The sequence below is a fragment of the Actinomadura livida genome (assembly GCF_014648675.1).
GTDB lineage: Bacteria > Actinomycetota > Actinomycetes > Streptosporangiales > Streptosporangiaceae > Spirillospora > Spirillospora livida.
The window spans coordinates 567,135-584,122 of record NZ_BMRO01000003.1; the positions used below are offsets into that span (position 1 = coordinate 567,135).

General features: G+C 73.5%; 19 protein-coding genes. 11 read left to right on the forward strand and 8 right to left on the reverse strand.

All coding sequences use genetic code 11. From position 1 onward, the window contains the following. Positions 1–3: 3 nt before the first annotated feature. Complete coding sequence (locus IEZ03_RS09340; RefSeq protein WP_132050501.1) at positions 4–993, reverse strand: NAD(P)H-dependent glycerol-3-phosphate dehydrogenase; 990 nt, start codon at positions 991–993, stop codon at positions 4–6. A 17-nt stretch (positions 994–1,010) separates the two neighbouring features. After that, positions 1,011–1,883 (reverse strand): lysophospholipid acyltransferase family protein, encoded by an 873-nt coding sequence (locus IEZ03_RS09345; RefSeq protein ID WP_184887081.1) that lies wholly within the window; start codon positions 1,881–1,883, stop codon positions 1,011–1,013. Positions 1,884–1,970: 87 nt separating this feature from the next. Between IEZ03_RS09345 and cofC the strand changes: the two genes are divergently transcribed. Both cofC and IEZ03_RS09355 read left to right on the forward strand, forming a co-directional pair. After that, positions 1,971–2,651 carry a 2-phospho-L-lactate guanylyltransferase gene (gene cofC, locus IEZ03_RS09350; protein WP_184887082.1) on the forward strand — a complete coding sequence of 227 codons (681 nt, stop codon included), beginning with the start codon at positions 1,971–1,973 and terminating at the stop codon, positions 2,649–2,651. Positions 2,652–2,660: 9 nt separating this feature from the next. Beyond that, positions 2,661–2,870: a hypothetical protein gene (locus IEZ03_RS09355; RefSeq protein WP_132050489.1), complete on the forward strand. Its 210-nt coding sequence runs from the start codon at positions 2,661–2,663 to the stop codon at positions 2,868–2,870. A 67-nt stretch (positions 2,871–2,937) separates the two neighbouring features. Here the strand turns inward: IEZ03_RS09355 and IEZ03_RS09360 are convergent, their stop codons facing one another. The 4 genes from IEZ03_RS09360 to leuC all read right to left on the reverse strand — a co-directional run bounded on the left by IEZ03_RS09360 (position 2,938) and on the right by leuC (position 5,761). Further along, positions 2,938–3,216, reverse strand: coding sequence for an HU family DNA-binding protein (locus IEZ03_RS09360; protein ID WP_021598708.1), 279 nt, complete (start codon positions 3,214–3,216; stop codon positions 2,938–2,940). A gap of 157 nt (positions 3,217–3,373) precedes the next feature. Continuing rightward, entirely contained in the window at positions 3,374–3,607 is a 234-nt protein-coding gene (locus IEZ03_RS09365; RefSeq protein WP_184887083.1) for an SCO5555 family protein, read from the reverse strand. 111 nt (positions 3,608–3,718) lie between these two features. Beyond that, a complete protein-coding gene (gene leuD, locus IEZ03_RS09370; protein ID WP_184887084.1) occupies positions 3,719–4,306 on the reverse strand; it encodes a 3-isopropylmalate dehydratase small subunit in 588 nt (195 codons plus the stop codon). Positions 4,307–4,315: 9 nt separating this feature from the next. Then, positions 4,316–5,761, reverse strand: a complete 1,446-nt coding sequence (gene leuC, locus IEZ03_RS09375) for a 3-isopropylmalate dehydratase large subunit (protein ID WP_184887085.1) — start codon at positions 5,759–5,761, stop codon at positions 4,316–4,318. Between the two features lie 102 nt (positions 5,762–5,863). On the opposite strand from leuC, the gene IEZ03_RS09380 reads away from it, so the two are divergent. From IEZ03_RS09380 to IEZ03_RS09395, 4 genes are all read left to right on the forward strand, one after another. After that, on the forward strand, positions 5,864–6,583 hold the full coding sequence (locus IEZ03_RS09380) for an IclR family transcriptional regulator (RefSeq protein WP_184887087.1): 720 nt from the start codon (positions 5,864–5,866) through the stop codon (positions 6,581–6,583). A gap of 29 nt (positions 6,584–6,612) precedes the next feature. Further along, a complete protein-coding gene (locus IEZ03_RS09385) occupies positions 6,613–8,955 on the forward strand; it encodes a beta-glucosidase (RefSeq protein ID WP_184887089.1) in 2,343 nt (780 codons plus the stop codon). 60 nt (positions 8,956–9,015) lie between these two features. After that, positions 9,016–9,645 carry a MerR family transcriptional regulator gene (locus IEZ03_RS09390; RefSeq protein WP_132050499.1) on the forward strand — a complete coding sequence of 210 codons (630 nt, stop codon included), beginning with the start codon at positions 9,016–9,018 and terminating at the stop codon, positions 9,643–9,645. A 161-nt stretch (positions 9,646–9,806) separates the two neighbouring features. Further along, positions 9,807–10,202 carry a RidA family protein gene (locus tag IEZ03_RS09395; protein ID WP_184887091.1) on the forward strand — a complete coding sequence of 132 codons (396 nt, stop codon included), beginning with the start codon at positions 9,807–9,809 and terminating at the stop codon, positions 10,200–10,202. On the opposite strand, the gene IEZ03_RS09400 is transcribed toward IEZ03_RS09395, so the two are convergent. Continuing rightward, positions 10,199–11,110: a LysR family transcriptional regulator gene (locus IEZ03_RS09400; RefSeq protein WP_229808161.1), complete on the reverse strand. Its 912-nt coding sequence runs from the start codon at positions 11,108–11,110 to the stop codon at positions 10,199–10,201. The two genes, IEZ03_RS09395 and IEZ03_RS09400, sit on opposite strands and share 4 nt — an antisense overlap. A 35-nt stretch (positions 11,111–11,145) precedes the next feature. Between IEZ03_RS09400 and IEZ03_RS09405 the strand changes: the two genes are divergently transcribed. The 3 genes from IEZ03_RS09405 (at position 11,146) to IEZ03_RS09415 (ending at position 13,418) form a co-directional block, all read left to right on the forward strand. Beyond that, positions 11,146–11,961, forward strand: coding sequence for an SAM hydrolase/SAM-dependent halogenase family protein (locus IEZ03_RS09405; protein WP_184887093.1), 816 nt, complete (start codon positions 11,146–11,148; stop codon positions 11,959–11,961). 28 nt (positions 11,962–11,989) lie between these two features. Next, the gene (locus IEZ03_RS09410; protein WP_184887095.1) at positions 11,990–12,388 is read left to right on the forward strand and encodes an NUDIX hydrolase; all 399 of its coding nucleotides are present in this window, start codon (positions 11,990–11,992) and stop codon (positions 12,386–12,388) included. Between the two features lie 166 nt (positions 12,389–12,554). Next, entirely contained in the window at positions 12,555–13,418 is an 864-nt protein-coding gene (locus tag IEZ03_RS09415) for an MHYT domain-containing protein (protein ID WP_184887097.1), read from the forward strand. Between the two features lie 142 nt (positions 13,419–13,560). Here the strand turns inward: IEZ03_RS09415 and IEZ03_RS09420 are convergent, their stop codons facing one another. Next, complete coding sequence (locus tag IEZ03_RS09420) at positions 13,561–14,079, reverse strand: hypothetical protein (RefSeq protein ID WP_184887099.1); 519 nt, start codon at positions 14,077–14,079, stop codon at positions 13,561–13,563. A 161-nt stretch (positions 14,080–14,240) separates the two neighbouring features. Here IEZ03_RS09420 and IEZ03_RS09425 point away from each other — a divergent pair, with 161 nt between their 5' ends. Both IEZ03_RS09425 and IEZ03_RS09430 read left to right on the forward strand, forming a co-directional pair. Next, the gene (locus IEZ03_RS09425) at positions 14,241–14,801 is read left to right on the forward strand and encodes an ArsR/SmtB family transcription factor (RefSeq protein WP_184887101.1); all 561 of its coding nucleotides are present in this window, start codon (positions 14,241–14,243) and stop codon (positions 14,799–14,801) included. A 114-nt stretch (positions 14,802–14,915) separates the two neighbouring features. Continuing rightward, positions 14,916–16,925 (forward strand): MMPL family transporter, encoded by a 2,010-nt coding sequence (locus IEZ03_RS09430; protein ID WP_184887103.1) that lies wholly within the window; start codon positions 14,916–14,918, stop codon positions 16,923–16,925. Positions 16,926–16,988: the final 63 nt, after the last annotated feature.

Below are 16,988 nucleotides of genomic sequence, written 5' to 3' on the forward strand. Positions count from 1 at the left end.
CCGTCACAGCCCGTACCGTTCGGGTTTCGGGGAGCGGGAGATCAGCGAGATGGCCGCCTCCTTGATCGGCATGCCGTGGTGCAGGACGGCGGTGACCGCCTCGGTGATCGGCATCTCGACGTTGTGCTTGCGGGCCAGCTCCAGCACCGCCTCCGCCGACTTGACGCCCTCGGCGGTCTGCTTGGTGACGGAGATGACCTCGTCCAGCGTCATCCCGCGGCCGAGGTTCTCGCCGAAGGTGCGGTTGCGCGACAGCGGGGACATGCACGTCCCGACGAGGTCGCCCATCCCGGCGAGCCCCGCGAAGGTGTGCTCGTCCGCGCCGAGCGCCGCGCCCAGCCGGGCGATCTCGGCGAGGCCCCGGGTCATCAGCAGCGCCTGCGTGCTGGCGCCGAAGCCGAGCCCGACCGCCATGCCGACGCACAGCGCGACGATGTTCTTCACCGCCCCGCCCAGCTCGCAGCCGACGACGTCGGTGGAGGTGTAGACGCGGAAGTACGGCGTCATCGTGGCGGACTGCAGGCGCCGCGCGGCGTCCTCGTCGGCGCAGGCGGCGACCGCCGCGCCGGGCTCGCCGCCCGCGACCTCGCGGGCCAGGTTCGGCCCGCAGAACACCCCGACCCGCTCCGCGGGGACGTTCGCGACCTCGCCGATGACCTCCGACATCCGCCGGGACGTGCCGAGCTCGACGCCCTTCATCAGGCTGACGAGGACCGCGTCCGGCGGCAGCAGCGGCAGCCAGGCGCCGAGGTTGTGCCGGAGGGTCTGCGCCGGGACGGCCAGCGCGACGAAGTCGGCGCCCGCCAGGGCCTCGGCCGGGTCGAGGGTGGCGCGGACGCCCGCGGGCAGCGTGACGCCCGGCAGGTAGTCGGGGTTCTCGTGCCGCTCGTTCACCGCCTCCACGACCTCGGGGCGGCGGCCCCACAGGACGACCTCGCCGCCGGCGTCGTGCAGCAGCTTGGTGAACGTCGTCCCCCAGGACCCGGCCCCCATCACCGCGGTGCGGTACGTCACGAGTCGGCCGCCTTAGGGTCGCCGGTCCGCTGCCGCGCCGGCTCGGAGACCGCGGCCTCGGGAACCGCCGGCTCGGGGACCGCCGGCTCGAACGCCTCGCCCGCCGCGCGGGCGGCGGCGCGCCGCTCCTCCAGGACCCGGTGGTGGTCGTAGCGCTCCTTGGGCGGCTCCTCGCCGCGCAGCTCGCCGAGCAGGCCGGTGATCGCCGCCATGATGTCGTCGGTGGCGGCCCGCAGCGTCTCCCTGGTGAGCGGCCGGTCCGCGTACCGGGACAGGTCGACGGGCGGCCCGGCGGCCACCTTCATCGTCTTGCGCGGGAACGGGTGGAAGCCCTTCTTCAGGCGCCCGGCGAGGCCCGTCCGCGCGCCCTTTTTGTAGGGCAGGAGCTCGTGCGCTCCCCAGTTCGCGACGGGGACGACCTTCGCGCCGGTCGTCAGCGCCATCCGCGCCACGCCGGTCTGCCCGGTCATGGGCCACAGCTCGGGGTCACGGGTGCAGCTGCCCTCCGGGTAGAACACGAGGCACTCGCCGTCCCGCAGGGCCTGCTCGGCGTCCCGCAGGGCCAGGGACGCGTCGGCCCGGTCGCGGTAGACGGGGATCTGGCCGGTGCCGCGCAGGACGGTCCGGACGAACCGGGTCTCGAAGAGCGTCGACTTGGCCAGGTAGACGGGGTAGCGGCCCGACCCGTACACGAAGTGGGCGAGCGCGAGGGGGTCCGCCTCGGAGATGTGGTTCGCGGCGATGATGACGCCGCCCTCGCCCGGCACGTTGCCCCGGCCGCGCCAGTCGCGTTTCAGCAGCGCGCGGAGCAGCGGGCGCAGGATGACGATCGTGAGCTTCCGCCAGGCAGGCGAATACCCGTGGCTCATGCCCCGTCTCCCCTCCTCAGTCGGTCCCCGAGCGAACGCAGGGTGCCCACAAGTGTCGCGGGTGCGTACGCATAGTGTCGAGTTGCCATGTCTACATCACAGAGCAGGTCTACATCACAGAGCAGCGGGTCTCATCTCCAGTGGTCGCTCGTGGTGCCGGTGAAGGTGCTGGCCCGGGCGAAGACCCGCATGTCCGCGGCGGCGGGCCCGCACCGCGAGGCCCTCGCGCTGGCGGTGGCGACCGACACGGTGGCCGCGGCGCTGCGCTGTGAGCGGGTCCGCACCGTGATCGTTGTCACCGACGATCCCCTCCCGGCCGCCGACCTGGCCGCCCTCGGCGCCCTCGTCGTGCCCGACGTGCCGGACGCCGGGCTGAACCCGGCCCTCGTGCACGGCGCCGGCCGCGGCCGCGAACTGGCCCCCGGCACCGGCATGGGCGCACTATCGGCCGATTTGCCCGCTTTGCGGCCTCTTGAACTCGCCCGGGTGCTCGACGCGGCCGCCCGGGCGCCGGAATCCTTCGTCCCGGACGCGGCGGGCGTCGGCACGACCCTGTACACGGCCCGGCCCGGCGTCGCGTTCTCCCCCGCCTTCGGCGGCGAGTCCCGCGCAGCGCACCGGGCCCGCGGCGTCCGCGAGATCCTGCTCCCCGGCACCGACAGCGTCCGCCGCGACGTCGACACCGTCGAGGACCTCAGGGCCGCCCTCGAACTGGGCGCGGGGCCCCGCACCACCGCGGTGGCGGCCCGCCTGCCCGCCTTCGCCTAAGGTTCGGGTATGCAGGCGACGGTGAAGGGTTTCGATGCCGCGACGCGGTCGGGGAGCGTGCTCCTCGACGACGGGACGGAGCTGCCGTTCGACGGCGAGGCGTTCGCGGCGGGCGGGCTGCGGCTGCTGCGGCTCGGGCAGCGGGTGAACCTCGCGATGGACGGCGACCGGATCTCGGTCGTGACGCTGTCGACCTTCCCGCTGCCGCCGCGCGACTGAGGGGCCGCTCACACGGCAGCGCCCGGGACCGTCATGGAGCATGGTCCCGGGCGCTGTCGCGGTGAGGCTACTTCTTTCCGGCCACCAGGTTCTTGAAGTCCGCCCCGGCCTTGAACTTCGGCACGGACGTCGCGGGAACCTCGATGGTCTTGCCCGTTGCGGGGTTGCGGGCCGTACGGGCAGGCCGGTCGGCCTTCTCGAACGAACCGAACCCGGTGATCGCGACCTTGTCGCCCTTGGCGACGGCGTTCTGGATCGCCTCCAGGATGGCGTCGACGGCCTCGGCTGCGGCCTTCTTGCTGCCCAGCCGGTCAGAGATGGCGTCGACCAGCTCACGCTTGTTCATGGGTTACTCCTCTGTTCCCCCCTTGCCCGAACGAAACTAAGGGACCCTCAGCATGGACACAATCACCTGCACGCACGAGTTGGCGTGTCGCTGGCGTTTTTGTCGCACTCGCCCCCATCTCGCCGGGTGACCGGACCGGATCCGGCCACTGCGCACGCTAACCGACGTCGGGCGTCTCTTGGAAATCGGCGAGGAACGTCTCCAGCCTGCGGGCGGCCAGTCCGGCGTCCCGTTTCGCGAGATCGGTGATCGCCAGGAGGTGCCGGATGAGCCGCTGCCGGTCCTCGGGGGGCAGCGGCGCGACCGCCCGGTGAGCGTCCCGCAGCCGCAGTGCCAGCCGCGTCAGCTCGGGATCGTCCCACTGAGGCCCCGCCCACGGGACCGTGCTCATAACAATGCCCCCAACGGTCGAACGAGTCGTCGCGTTAGGGGAATTGTCCATGGTCGCCCTCGGCGACCGCCTACCCGGGGTCGGGAAGATGCCCCGACCCCGGGGAACGCGTCACAGCGTGACGGGGAACCAGGGGGTGCGCTTGGCCTCGTAGTCGTCGATGGCCTCGGCGTGGCGGAGGGTGAGGCCGATGTCGTCCAGGCCCTCCATGAGCCGCCAGCGGGTGTAGTCGTCGATCTCGAAGCGGGCGGTCACGCCGTCCCAGCGGACCTCGCGGTTCTCCAGGTCGACGGTGACCTCCAGCGCGGGGTCCTCCTCGATCCGCGACTGGAGGTCCGCGACCTGCTCGCCGGTGAGGACGACCGGCAGCAGCCCCATCTTGGTGGAGTTGTTGCGGAAGATGTCCCCGAAGCGCGGCGCGATGACGACGCGGAAGCCGTACTGCTGCAGGGCCCAGACGGCGTGCTCGCGCGACGAGCCGGTGCCGAAGTCGGGGCCGGCGACCAGGATGCCCGCGCCCGCGTACTGCGGCTGGTTCAGCACGAAGTCCGGGTCCTCGCGCCAGCCGGAGAACAGGCCCTTGTCGAAGCCGGTGCGGCTGACCTGCTTCAGCCAGACCGCCGGGATGATCTGGTCGGTGTCGACGTTGCTGCGGCGCAGCGGGACCGCGCGCCCGGTGTAGGTGGTGAAGGCTTCCATCGTGGTTCCTTACAGGTCGGCGGGGGCGGTCAGGCGGCCGGTCACGGCGGTGGCGGCGGCCACGGCGGGCGACACCAGGTGGGTGCGGCCCCCGGGCCCCTGCCGGCCCTCGAAGTTGCGGTTCGACGTGGAGGCGCTGCGCTCGCCGGGCGTGAGCTTGTCCGGGTTCATCGCCAGGCACATCGAGCAGCCCGCCTCGCGCCATTCGGCACCGGACGCGGAGATGACCCCGTCGAGGCCCTCCTCCTCGGCCTGCTTCTTGACCTCCATGGAGCCGGGGACGACCAGCATGCGGACGCCGTCGGCCACCTTGCGTCCCTGCAGGACTCCCGCGACCGCGCGGAGGTCCTCGATGCGGCCGTTGGTGCAGGAGCCCACGAAGACGGTGTCGACCGCGATGTCGCGGAGCGGCGTCCCCGCGGTCAGGCCCATGTACTCCAGGGCGCGCTCGGCGGACTGCCGCTGCACCGGGTCCTCGAAGGACGCGGGGTCGGGCACGGACGCGCCGAGCGGCAGGCCCTGGCCGGGGTTCGTGCCCCAGGTGACGAACGGCGTCAGCTCGGCCGCGTCGATCACGACCTCCTTGTCGAAGACCGCGTCGTCGTCGGTGCGCAGCGACGTCCAGTACTCGACGGCCCGGTCCCAGTCGTCGCCGCTTTCATTCTGGGGGGACGACCCCCCAGGCCCCCCGGCAACCGCATTGGAGGGAGCGTGCGGGCGGCCCTTGATGTACTCGAACGTGGTCTCGTCCGGCGCGATCATCCCGGCGCGGGCGCCGGCCTCGATGGACATGTTGCAGACCGTCATGCGGCCCTCCATCGACAGCGAGCGGATCGCCTCGCCGCGGTACTCGATGATGTGCCCCTGGCCGCCGCCGGTGCCGATCCGCGCGATGATCGCGAGGATGAGGTCCTTGGCGGTGACGCCCTCGGGCAGCGCGCCCTCGACGGTCACCGCCATGGTCTTCGGCTGGATCTGCGGCAGCGTCTGGGTGGCGAGGACGTGCTCGACCTCGCTGGTGCCGATGCCGAAGGCGAGGGCGCCGAACGCGCCGTGCGTGGACGTGTGCGAGTCGCCGCACACGACCGTCATGCCGGGCTGGGTCAGGCCGAGCTGCGGGCCCATGACGTGGACGATGCCCTGCCCGGCGTCGCCCATCGGGTGCAGCCGGACCCCGAAGTCGGAGCAGTTCTTGCGCAGCGTCTCGACCTGGGTGCGCGACACCGGGTCGGCGATGGGCTTCAGCAGGTCGGTCGTCGGGACGTTGTGGTCCTCGGTCGCGATCGTCAGATCGGGGCGGCGGACCGCGCGGCCCGCCATCCGCAGCCCGTCGAACGCCTGCGGGCTGGTGACCTCGTGCACGAGGTGCAGGTCGATGTAGAGGAGGTCCGGCTCACCCTCGGCGCGCCGTACGACGTGCGCGTCGTACACCTTTTCGGCCAGTGTTCGGCCCATCACTCCCACCTCACCTGCTGAACGAATCGTCGGCGCCCCATCGCGCCGTGGTCCGGGTCACTTCGACTTGCATCTCAAATTACGAGACGGCAATATCAAGACATGGACAACTCTAGCGGAGTCGGCGTACTTGACAAAGCCGTGCTCGTCCTGAACGCGCTGGAGGCGGGCCCGGCCTCGCTCGCCCAGCTCGTCCAGACGACCGGGTTGGCCCGTCCCACGGCCCATCGGCTGGCCGTGGCGCTCGAGCACCACCGCCTCGTCCATCGTGACACGCAGGGCCGCTTCATCCTCGGGCCGAGGCTCGCCGAACTCGCGGTTGCCGCCGGTGAGGACCGCCTCCTGGCGATCGCCCAGCCCGTCCTGGCGCAGCTGCGCGATCTCACCGGCGAGAGCGCGTCGCTGTTCCGGCGCCAGGGTGACGTCCGGGTGTGCGTGGCCGCCGCCGAGCGCACCAGCGGCCTGCGCGACACCATCCCGGTCGGGGCGGCGCTCCCGATGACGGCGGGATCGGCCGCGCAGATCCTGCTCGCCTGGGAGGAGCCCGACCGGCTGCACCGCGGGCTGCGCAACGCCAAGTTCGAGGCCGCCACGCTGGCGTCCGTCCGGCGGCGGGGGTGGGCGCAGAGCGTCGGCGAGCGCGAGCAGGGCGTCGGTTCCGTGTCCGCCCCCATCCGCGGCGCGGGCGGCCGGGTGATCGCCGCGGTGTCGGTGTCCGGTCCCCTCGAACGCCTCAGCCGCTCACCCGGCCGGCTGCACGCCGCACCGGTCGCGGCCGCGGCCGAGAAGATCTCCGAGGGGATGCGCCGCACCGCGTCGTGAACCCGTGAGAACCGCAACCGGGAGGCCGGATGGACATCGACGAGTCGGCGCTGCGCGAAAGGCTCGGGCGGCTCACGCTCGGCCAGAAGGTCCACCTGCTCACCGGGGACGGTTTCTGGACGCTGCGCCCCGTCCCCGAGATCGGGCTGCGGCGGATCACCATGTCGGACGGCCCGAGCGGCATCCGCGGCACGCGCTGGGACGAGCGCGACACGAGCCTGCTCTTCCCCAACCCCACCGCGCTCGCCGCGACGTGGGACCCGGAGCTCGCCGAGCGGATCGGGCGGCTGAACGGCGCCCAGGCGCGCGAGCGGGGCGTGCACGTCCAACTCGCCCCGACGGTGAACCTGCACCGGACTCCGCTCGGCGGGCGGCACTTCGAGAACTACTCCGAGGATCCGCTGCTCACCGCTCGCATCGGCGCCGCCTTCGTCCGGGGCGTCCAGTCCGCGGGGGTCGCGGCGACGGTGAAGCACTTCGTGGGCAACGACTCCGAGACGTCCCGGATGTCCTACGACGCGCGCATCGGCGACGAGGCGCTCGGCGAGCTGTACCTGCGCCCGTTCGAGGAGGCGGTGAAGGCGGGCGTGTGGGCGGTGATGGCCGCCTACAACGGGGTGAACGGCGCGCCGATGACCGAGAACCGGCCGCTGCTGACGGACGTGCTGAAGCGGCGCTGGGGCTTCGACGGCGTCGTGGTGTCGGACTGGACGGCGATCCGCTCGACCGAGGAGAGCGCCGACGCGGGCATGGACCTGGAGATGCCGGGCCTGCCGACCAGCCCGTGGCGGGACAGGCTCGTCCAGGCCGTCCGCGACGGGCGGGTCGCCGAGGAGCTGACCGACGACAAGGTGCTGCGCGTGCTGCGGCTCGCCGCCCGGGTGGGCGCCCTTGAGGGCTTTCCGGAGCCGCCGCCGGCGACGACGCCCGCCGACGCCCGCGCGCAGCTGCGCGACGCCGCCGCCAGGGCGGCGGTGCTGCTCCGCAACGACGGGGTCCTGCCGCTGGCGGCTCCGTGCAGGGTCGCCCTGATCGGGCCGAACGCGGTCCGGTTCAGCGCGCAGGGCGGCGGCAGCGCCCACGTCAATCCCGAGCACGTCGTGTCGCCGGTGGAGGGACTTCGCCGAGCGCTGGGCGACGGTACCGAGCTGACCGTTCACCCGGGCGTGCATCCACATGAGCGGCTGGCGCCTTTGCCGCTCGACCTGGTGACCGATCCCGAGACGGGCGAACCGGGTGTGCGGCTTGAGTTCCTCGACGCCGAAGGTGCCGTGCTCGGCTCCGAACTCCGCTTGGCGGCGCATTTCGTCTTCCTGGGCGGGCCGCCTAGGGGGACGGCCCAGATCGTCGTGCGCGCTCAGATGACACCGGCTGAAGATGGCCACCACACCTTCGCCATCACCGGAACGGGCGATTTCGAGCTGCGGGTGGACGGCACCGCCACGGCCGTGACGCTGGCGCCCGGCCACGGCGACCCGGCCGAGGCGCTGATGCGCCCGCCCGAGCACCGCGTCCGGGCGGAACTGGCGGCGGGCCGTCCCGTCACCGTGGAGTTGCGGCACGCCCGCGCGCCGCGCCGGTTCGCGACGGTGTTCGGCCTCGGCCACCGCGCGCCGCACCTGCCCGAGGACGACGAGCTCGCCGCCGCCGTGGCCGCGGCGCGCGGCGCCGACGCGGCCGTCGTGATCGTCGGGACGAACGACGACGTGGAGAGCGAGGGCTTCGACCGGACGTCCCTCGCCCTGCCCGGCCGCCAGGACGAGCTGGTCTCCGCCGTCGCCGCCGCCAACCCGCGGACGGTCGTGGTGGTGAACGCGGGCGCGCCCGTCCTGATGCCGTGGCGGGACGAGGTGGCCGCGATCCTGTGGGCCTGGCTGCCGGGCCAGGAGGGCGGCGACGCGATCGCCGACGTGCTGACCGGGGCGGCGGAACCGGGCGGGCGGCTCCCCACGACGTTCCCCGCGTCCGACGACGGAATCCTGTCGCCCGTTCCCGCAGCGGACGGCACCCTCGACTACGCGGAGGGCACGGCCATCGGCTACCGGCACTACGCGCCCGACCAGATCGCGTACCCGTTCGGGCACGGCCTCGGCTACACGACGTGGGAGTACGGGCCGGTCACCGTCGCCGGCGGGGTGGCGGAGGTGACGGTTCGGAACACCGGCGACCGTCCCGGCCGCGAGACCGTCCAGCTCTACGCGGTGCCGGACCGTAGGGCGGTGTCGGGCGGTACGGCGGGGCGGCTCGCGGGCTTCGCGGTCGCCGAGGCCGCGCCCGGCGAGTCGGTGACGCTGCGCATCGAGCTGGACGAGCGCGTCCGCTCGGCCGCCGAGGACGTCGATATCACCCCAACCCGGACGGACATTGGATAGTGCCGGTATCCGAGCGGCCACCCGGATAGCGTTGAACGTCCGGTCGAGAAGGGTACGGCGGTGCAGATCTCCGAGCTCAGCGATCGCAGCGGCCTGACGGTCCAGACGATCAAGTTCTACATCCGGGAGGGCCTGCTCCCGAAGGGCTCGGCGGTGAGCGCGACCAGGTCGGAGTACGGCGCGCGGCATCTGGAGCGGCTGCGCCTGATCAGCGCCCTGCGCGACGTCGGCGACCTCCCGGTCTCGGCGATCCAGCAGATCATCGCCGCCATCGAGGACGACCGCGTCAGCCTGCACGAGCTGTTCGGCACCACGCAGTACGCCATCGGCCCGCACGTCGCGGCGCCGCACGACCCGCACTGGCGCGCCGCCCGCGAGGACGTGGACGCGCTCGTCCGCGAGCTCGGCTGGACCGTCGGCGACCGCGCCCCCGCCCGCGACCTGCTCGCCCACACGTTCGTGGCGCTGCGCCGCCTCGGCTTCCCGATCACCCTCCGCGACCTGCGGCCGTACGTGAAGGCCGCGGCCGAGGTGGCCGAGCACGAGATCGACCGGGTCGCCGACGGGACGCCGCGCGCCCGCGCGGTGCACTCGCTGCTGGTCTCGACCGTCCTGTACGAGCAGGTGCTGACCGCCCTGCACCGGCTCGCCCAGGAGGACGCCTCGTCCCGCCGATTCGGCCGGAACTGAACGTCCCCGCCATTGCCGGGTGTTCGAGTCCGGACGCGCCGAGCCATGCGGGTCATGCATGTCTGCCGTGCGAAGTCTTCGCTGGTGACATGGCCGCCGGGTGCCTACCGTCGGTCACGCCACCTCATCGCGACCACGGAACCCGCTTGGAGGACGCCCCCATGCGCGTCAAGATCGGAAACCCCGCCACCGTCCCCGCGCCGCCGAACACCGCCTACTCCCACACCGCCTACGTCACCCAGGGCCCGCTGCTGTACGTCTCGGGGCAGATCGCCCTGGACGAGAACGGCGAGGTGGACGCGCCGGGCGACATGGCCCGCCAGTCGGAGGTGGTCTTCTCGTTGCTGGAGCGGATCCTCGCCGCGCACGGCGCCGGGTTCGGGGACGTCGTCAACATCCGCTCCTTCCTCACCGACCTCGGCCTCCGCCGGGAGTACGGGGCCGTCCGCGCGAAGTACTTCACCGGCCCGCCGCCCACGAGCACGACCGTCGAGGTGCCGCGCCTCTTCCACCCCGACGCCCTCCTGGAGGTCGAGATCGTCGCGGCCGTCCCCTAGGCGCTCAGTTCCCCGGCGGCGTCCCGCAGGTCCGCGAGGAACGCGGTGACCGCCGGGGACCTGCGCGCATGCCGCCCGACCGCCGCGTAGACGGACCGGCGCGGCACGTCGGACGCCACCGCGCGCAGGACCACCCCCTCCCGCGCCGCGGCCGACGCGGCGAGGGCGGGCACGAGCGTGACGCCGAACCCCTCCGCGACCAGGCCGAGCTTGGAGATCCACTCCGCGACCCGCAGCGGGGTCTCCGGGACGAACCCGGCGGTCTCGCAGCGGGCGCGCAGGGCCGCGACGGCCTCGGGGTCGTCGGCCACGATCCACGTCTCGTCCGCGAGGTCGCCGAGCGCGAGGCGGCCGCGGGCGGCGAGCCGGTGGCCGCTCGGCAGCGCGACGAGCAGCGCGTCGTCGGCGAGCACGACCAGGTCGTCGGCGGCGATCGACGGGATCTTGTAGGTGCTGACCACGGCCAGGTCGAGGTCGCCCGCCTCCAGCATCGGCAGCAGCCGCTCGGTCGTCCCCTCCCGCAGCACCGGCCGGACCCCGGGATGGCGGGTCCGGAACCGGGCGAGCGCCCGGGGTACCAGCGCGGCGTTCGCGGTGGGGAACGCGCCGACCCGCAGCGTCCCGGTGTCGAGGCGGCGCAGCCCGTCGAGCGCGCGGGCGGTCTCGGCGAGCCGGTCCAGGAGGCCGCGGGCGTGCGGCAGCAGATGCTCCCCCGCCGGGGTCGGGCGCACGCCGCGGGCGCCGCGCGCGAACAGTTCCACCCCGCACACGTCCTCCAGCGCCGCGATCTGCCGGGAGACGGCCGACTGCGTGTAGCCCGCCGCGGCCGCGGCGGCGGTGAACGAGCCGAGGTCGGCGACGGCGACGAACGTCCGCAGCAGGACGGGGTCGAGGGCTTCGGCGCGCACGGACGCAGCATACGAGGGCCCGGTAGGGTCGCCGCATGCCGGAGAGCCGCCCGTTCGTCAGCCTGGCGACCGACTTCGGCGCCGCCTACACCGCGATCTGCGCGGGCGTCGTCTACACGGTCGCGCCCGCCGCGAACGTGCTCGTGCTGAGCGACGAGATCACGCCGTTCGGCGTCCGGGAAGGCGCGATGCTGCTCCGCCAGGCGCTCCCGTACCTGCCGGCCGGGGTCCATGTGGGGATCGTGGACCCGGGCGTCGGCACGTCCCGGCGCCCCGTCGCGATCGAGACCGGGCGCGGCGACGTGCTGGTCGGCCCGGACAACGGCCTCCTGGCGCCCGCCGCCGACGCGCTGGGCGGCGCCGTCCGGGCGCACGCCCTGGAGAACCCGGCGTACCGGCTGCCCGCGGTGTCCGCCTCGTTCCACGGGCGCGACATCTTCTCCCCCGCCGCCGGGCACCTCGCCGCCGGCGTCGACCTGGCGGACTTCGGGCCCCCGGTCGAGCCGCTGCCGCTGGACGTCCCGTCACCGCTGGCCGGCGACGGGGAGCTGACCGCCCCCGTCCTCTACACCGATCGCTTCGGGAGCGTGATCCTCGGTGCCGGGCCCGACGACCTGACCGCCGCGTTCGGCCCGCTCCCCCGCGGGACGCCGCTGGACGTCGTGTGGGGCGCTCCGGCCCCCGGGTCCGCGCGGGCCACGTTCGAGGAGACCTTCGGTAGCGTCGCCCCCGGCGAGCCCCTCGTCTGGATCGACTCGTCCGGACGGCTCGGCCTCGCGGTCAACCAGGGCTCGGCCGCCGAGGTCCTCGGCCTGGCGGGGGCGGAGAGCGTCACCCTGCGCCGCGCGTAGCGCCGCCCCCTGCGGGAGACTCGTCGCCGTGGAAGATCTCGATGTGGTCGCCTGGGTCCAGGTGTCGGGCGACCGGATGCTCGCCGTCCGCTCCCGCGGCCGCGACCTGCTGTATCTGCCGGGCGGCAAGCGGGAGCCGGGCGAGGACGACTGGTCGGCCCTGTCCCGCGAGGTGCGGGAGGAACTCGGCCTGGAGCTCGACAGGACGTCATTCCGGGAGCTGGGCGTCGTCCGCGCGCCGGCCCATGACCAGCCGGACTTCTCCCACGTGCGCATGGCGTGCTTCACCTCCGGCCACCGGGGCGCGATGGCCCCCGCCGGGGAGGTGGACGAGTACCGCTACGTCGGCCGCGCCGAACGCCACCTCCTGGCCCCGGCGGCCCAGGCGGCACTGGACCTCGCGGCGGATAACGGCCTGCTGACCTGATCGGTCGGGACTCGTCCGGAAACCCTTGCCACGTAGTAGCGGACGGACCGTTAGCCGTCCTGACACGGACCTCAAGTCCGCGGTAAACGTCCCCTGGATGGGCATTCGCGCAGGTGGACCCATTAGGATGCCGCGATCAGTCAGAGAACGCTTACGGGGGGACCGTATGGCAGAGGTCCATCACTTTTCCTACGGCCTGCTCACGCCGGCGGCCGCCTACCTCATGTCGTTCATCGGCTCGCTGCTCGGCCTGCTGTGCACCGCCCGCGCGCGGGCCGCCACCGGCCGCTCGCGCGCCTCCTGGCTGGGGCTCGCCGCCCTCGCCATCGGCGGGACCGGCATCTGGGTGATGCACTTCATCGCGATGCTCGGCTTCACCGTCAAGGACCACGAGATCCGCTACGACGTGCCGCTCACGCTGCTGAGCTGCGGGACGGCGATCGCGGTCGTCGCGATCGGGCTGTTCATCGTCGGGTTCGCCGGCGCCCGCACACCCGTGATCATCCTGGGCGGCCTCATCACGGGCGCCGGCGTGGCGAGCATGCACTACACCGGCATGACGGCCATGAACATGTCCGGGCACATCGACTACCAGCCCGTCCTGGTCGGCCTGTCCGTGCTGATCGCGCTCGTGGCGGCCACCGCTGCGCTCTGGTTCAGCCTCTCCGTCAAGGGCCTGCGGGCGACCACCGGGGCCGCCGCGATCATGGGCATCGCGGTGAGCGGCATGCACTACACCGGCATGGCGGCGATGCGCATCACCATGCACGAGGGCATGGCCGCCCCCACCGGAGCGCGGCCCGTCGACTTCCTGCTGCCGCTGCTGGGCGGCGTCGGCGGTGTGTCGATCATCCTGCTCGTCATCATCGCGATGGCGCCGAGCGAGGAGGAGATGCGGATCGAGGCCGAGCTGCAGGAGCGCATCCAGGCCCGGCAGCGCGGCGAGGCCCCGCGCACGCCCGCCGACCCCGTCGCGCCGCCGCCGGGCCGGTCCGCCGGCCAGTGGTTCGACAGCGGACCGGACCGCTGACAGACCCTCACCCGCCCCGGCCCCGCCGTCCACGCCGGCGCCCCGCTTCCATGAAGGGCCCGGCCGATGATCTTCTCCCCCGCGGCGCGGCGGCGGCCCGGTCCTCCGGCCACCGCCGCGCCGTCCGGCGTTCCGGCCCGGTTCAGGCGCTCTCCTCGCCGGGCTCCCCGCGGTCCGGACCTTGCTCGTGGTCCGCAAGGTGCGCGCGGTCCGTGCCGTCGCTCCGCCGCCGGTCGGCCGCCGCGGCGGCGAGGATCATCTCGTCCACGACCCACCGCGCCTCCGGGGACAGGTCGACGAGGGCGCGCAGCACCTCGGGTCTGATAATGCCGCGTTCCACGTCGCGGCCGAGCGCCTTCAGCGTGAGGTCGTCGCCGATGGGGTCGGCCTCGCTGGGGAAGCCGAAGAACCCGATCGGCACCCCGAAGAACGTGGCGAGCGCGGTGAGCGTCTTGAGCTGCGGGTTCTCCTGGCGTCCCGTGCGCAGCTTCCACACCGTGGTGGACGAGATGTCCGCGCCGGTGGCACGGGCGATGGCCGCGGCCGTCTCCACGTTGTTGCGCGGCGGCCCCGCGTGGGCCGGCCACAGATTCCGGATCAGCCACTCGACCTTCTCGGCCAGTGACGCGCCCGGCGGCACCTCGTGCGTGCGATCGCGCATCGTTCCCCTCCCAGCGACCTCAGTGACTTTAGTTGATCACAGCGGTGCCGTCCGTCCAATGACACGCCGCTCCCTCTCAGGTCCCGGGTCCCCTCCCTCTCCGCGGTGAACTTTCCAAAGAGGCGTTGCAAAGACCCTTTGCAACTTCTAGCGTCCCGTACATGAAGGAACAGCCGGCACCCGAGGTGCTCACCGATCCGGCGCAGGTGCGGCTGCTCGCGCACCCGCTGCGGCGGCGGATCGCCGAGATCATGCGGCGCGGTCCCGTCTCGGCCACGACGCTGGCCCGCGAGCTTGGCCAGACCACCGGTTCGACGAGCTACCACCTGCGGCAGCTCGCCAAGCACGGGTTCGTGGAGGAGGTGCCGGAGCTGGCGCGCGGCCGGGAGCGCTGGTGGCGGGTGGTGCCCGCGGACCGGCGGATCCCGCCCTACCGCGAGCAGCCGCCGCGGCTGCGCGAGGCGGTCGAGGAGCTGACCCGCCTGGAGTTCGCGAACGAACTCGACATGCTCACCCGCTACCAGCGGGCACGCGACGAGATGGGCCCCTGGGCCGACGCGCTGCTGTTCTCGTTCTCCACCGTCACGCTGACGCCGGAGCAGGTGCGGCCCTTCTTCGAGGAGTACATCGCGCTCATCTACCGCTACAAGCGCGCCGACGACGACCCGCCGCCGGACGCGCGCACCCTCCACGCCAGGTTCCTGGCGTTCCCGGAGGTCTAGAGCCCGGACCGCCGAGTTGCCGCTCGGCGGCCCGGACGGGCGGAGGCCCGCATCACCACGCCGTACGGCGTGTTCGCACGCGACACGAGTCCCCCACCGAAAGGAGAGCACCTCATGCTGCTCTCGCGCAAACGCCTGCTCACCTGGGCGGTCCTGCCGGCCTGGGTCGTCATCACGATCCTGGCCGTCCCGGCGGCGAGCCGGCTGTCCGACGTCGTCGAGGCCGAATCGTCCGCCGAACTCCCCCGCGGCGCGCAGTCGACCGAGGTGGCCGAGCTGACGCCCCGGTTCCCCGGCGGCGAGACGGCCCCCGGCGTCATCGCCTACGTCCGCCCGTCGGGCATCACGCCCGCGGACCGCGCCGAGGCCGAGGCCGACCGCCGCGCGCTCGCTCCCATCGCCACCGCGGCGATCGCGCCGCCTCAGCCGTCGCGGGACGGCAGGGCGCTCATGCTGACCGTCCCGCTGGCCGACGACGACACCCTCACCGACAAGGCCGGGACGCTGCGCGACACGTCCCGGGCCGGGGCGCCGCCGGGCCTGGAGGTCCGCCTGACCGGCCCGGCCGGCGCCGCGCTCGACGTGGGCGACGCCTTCGAGCGCATCGACCGGCCGGTCCTGATCATCACGGTCCTGGTCGTCACGGCGGTCCTGCTGCTCACCTACCGCAGCCCGGTCCTGTGGCTGCTGCCGATCGTGAACGCGGCGATCGCGCTCCAGGTCGCGGGCGCGGTCGTCTACCTGCTCGGCGAGCACGCCGGCCTCTACGTGGCGGACGGCATGTCCACCATCCTGAACGCGCTCGTCTTCGGGCTCTCGACCGACTACGCGCTGCTGCTCCTCGCCCGCTACCGGGAGGAACTGCGCCGCCACCCCGGCCGGCACCGCGCGATGGCCGCCGCGCTCCGCCGCGCCGCCGCCCCGATCGCCGCGTCCGCCGCGACCGTGTCGCTCGGCCTGCTGTGCCTGCTCGCCGCCGACATGGGCTTCAACCACGCGCTCGGCCCGGTCGCCGCCATCGGGGTGCTCTGCGGGCTCGCCGTCGTGATGTCCCTGCTGCCGGCCCTGCTCGTCGTCCTCGGCCGCTGGGTCTTCTGGCCGCGGATCCCCCGCTACGGCGACGCCCCGCCCGCCCGCGGCGCCTGGGACCGCGTCGGCCACCGCATCGCCGCACGTCCCCGCCTCGTCTGGATCGGCGGCCTCGCCGTCCTCGGCGCGCTGTCGGCCGCCGCGCTCGGCATGGACACGGGCCTCGACCGGGCCCACTTCCTCACCACCACGCCGAGTTCCACGGTCGGGGAACGCCTGCTGGCCGAGCACTACCCCGGCGGCCAGGGACGGCCCGTCCAGGTCATCGCCGACCGGCCGGACGCGGCCTCCGTGACCGCCGCCCTCCGGAACTCCCCCGGTGTGGCCGACGTCGGCGCCCCGCTGGCGTCCACCGACGGTCGTCTCGCAAGGCTCGACGCCGTGCTGGCCGACCCGCCCGACAGCGAAGCGGCCGAGCGCACCGTCCGCGCGCTCCGCGAGCACATCCCGGACGCCCGCTTCGGAGCGGGCACCGCCGCCGAGATCGACCTGGCCGACGCGCAGTCCCACGACCGCCGCGTCGTGATCCCGCTCGTCCTCGGAGTCGTCCTCCTCGTCCTGGTGGCGCTCCTCCGCGCCCTCGTCGCCCCGCTCCTGGTGGTCGCCACGGTCGTCGCGTCCTACTCCGCCGCACTGGGCGCGGCCTGGCTGCTGTTCCGCCACGCGTTCGGCTTCCCGGCCGTCGACACCCAGGTCGCCCTCATGGGATTCCTGTTCATGGTGGCGCTCGGCGTGGACTACAACCTGTTCCTGGTCTCCCGCGTCCGCGAAGAGGTGGGACGCACCGATCACCGCACGGGCGTCCTCCGCGGCCTGGCGGTGACCGGCGGCGTCATCTCCAGCGCGGGCCTGGTCCTCGCGGCCACGTTCGGGACCCTGGGCATCATGCCCGTCACGATGATGGTGCAGATCGGGGTCCTGGTCTCCCTGGGCGTCCTCCTGGACACCTTCTTCGTCCGCTCCGTCATCGTCCCGGCCCTGGCACTGGACACCGGCCCCCGCTTCTGGTGGCCCGCCCGCGAGCGGCCGAAGTAGCACATCTCCGGCGCGGTAGGCGCCGGACGGCCGCCTTCCGCCCCCCGGCCGCACCCGAGCCGG

What these genes read in the sequence shown, in the direction of transcription:
- IEZ03_RS09415 (WP_184887097.1), top strand. Translation starts at nt 12,555, where the DNA reads ATGGCAGAGGTCCATCACTTTTCCTACGGCCTGCTCACGCCGGCGGCC.
- IEZ03_RS09345 (WP_184887081.1), bottom strand. Translation starts at nt 1,883, where the DNA reads ATGAGCCACGGGTATTCGCCTGCCTGGCGGAAGCTCACGATCGTCATC.
- IEZ03_RS09395 (WP_184887091.1), top strand. Translation starts at nt 9,807, where the DNA reads ATGCGCGTCAAGATCGGAAACCCCGCCACCGTCCCCGCGCCGCCGAAC.
- IEZ03_RS09430 (WP_184887103.1), top strand. Translation starts at nt 14,916, where the DNA reads ATGCTGCTCTCGCGCAAACGCCTGCTCACCTGGGCGGTCCTGCCGGCC.
- IEZ03_RS09380 (WP_184887087.1), top strand. Translation starts at nt 5,864, where the DNA reads ATGGACAACTCTAGCGGAGTCGGCGTACTTGACAAAGCCGTGCTCGTC.
- IEZ03_RS09355 (WP_132050489.1), top strand. Translation starts at nt 2,661, where the DNA reads ATGCAGGCGACGGTGAAGGGTTTCGATGCCGCGACGCGGTCGGGGAGC.
- IEZ03_RS09425 (WP_184887101.1), top strand. Translation starts at nt 14,241, where the DNA reads ATGAAGGAACAGCCGGCACCCGAGGTGCTCACCGATCCGGCGCAGGTG.
- IEZ03_RS09360 (WP_021598708.1), bottom strand. Translation starts at nt 3,216, where the DNA reads ATGAACAAGCGTGAGCTGGTCGACGCCATCTCTGACCGGCTGGGCAGC.
- IEZ03_RS09365 (WP_184887083.1), bottom strand. Translation starts at nt 3,607, where the DNA reads ATGAGCACGGTCCCGTGGGCGGGGCCTCAGTGGGACGATCCCGAGCTG.
- leuD (WP_184887084.1), bottom strand. Translation starts at nt 4,306, where the DNA reads ATGGAAGCCTTCACCACCTACACCGGGCGCGCGGTCCCGCTGCGCCGC.
- IEZ03_RS09340 (WP_132050501.1), bottom strand. Translation starts at nt 993, where the DNA reads ATGGGGGCCGGGTCCTGGGGGACGACGTTCACCAAGCTGCTGCACGAC.
- IEZ03_RS09385 (WP_184887089.1), top strand. Translation starts at nt 6,613, where the DNA reads ATGGACATCGACGAGTCGGCGCTGCGCGAAAGGCTCGGGCGGCTCACG.
- IEZ03_RS09405 (WP_184887093.1), top strand. Translation starts at nt 11,146, where the DNA reads ATGCCGGAGAGCCGCCCGTTCGTCAGCCTGGCGACCGACTTCGGCGCC.
- leuC (WP_184887085.1), bottom strand. Translation starts at nt 5,761, where the DNA reads ATGGGCCGAACACTGGCCGAAAAGGTGTACGACGCGCACGTCGTACGG.
- IEZ03_RS09420 (WP_184887099.1), bottom strand. Translation starts at nt 14,079, where the DNA reads ATGCGCGATCGCACGCACGAGGTGCCGCCGGGCGCGTCACTGGCCGAG.
- cofC (WP_184887082.1), top strand. Translation starts at nt 1,971, where the DNA reads ATGTCTACATCACAGAGCAGGTCTACATCACAGAGCAGCGGGTCTCAT.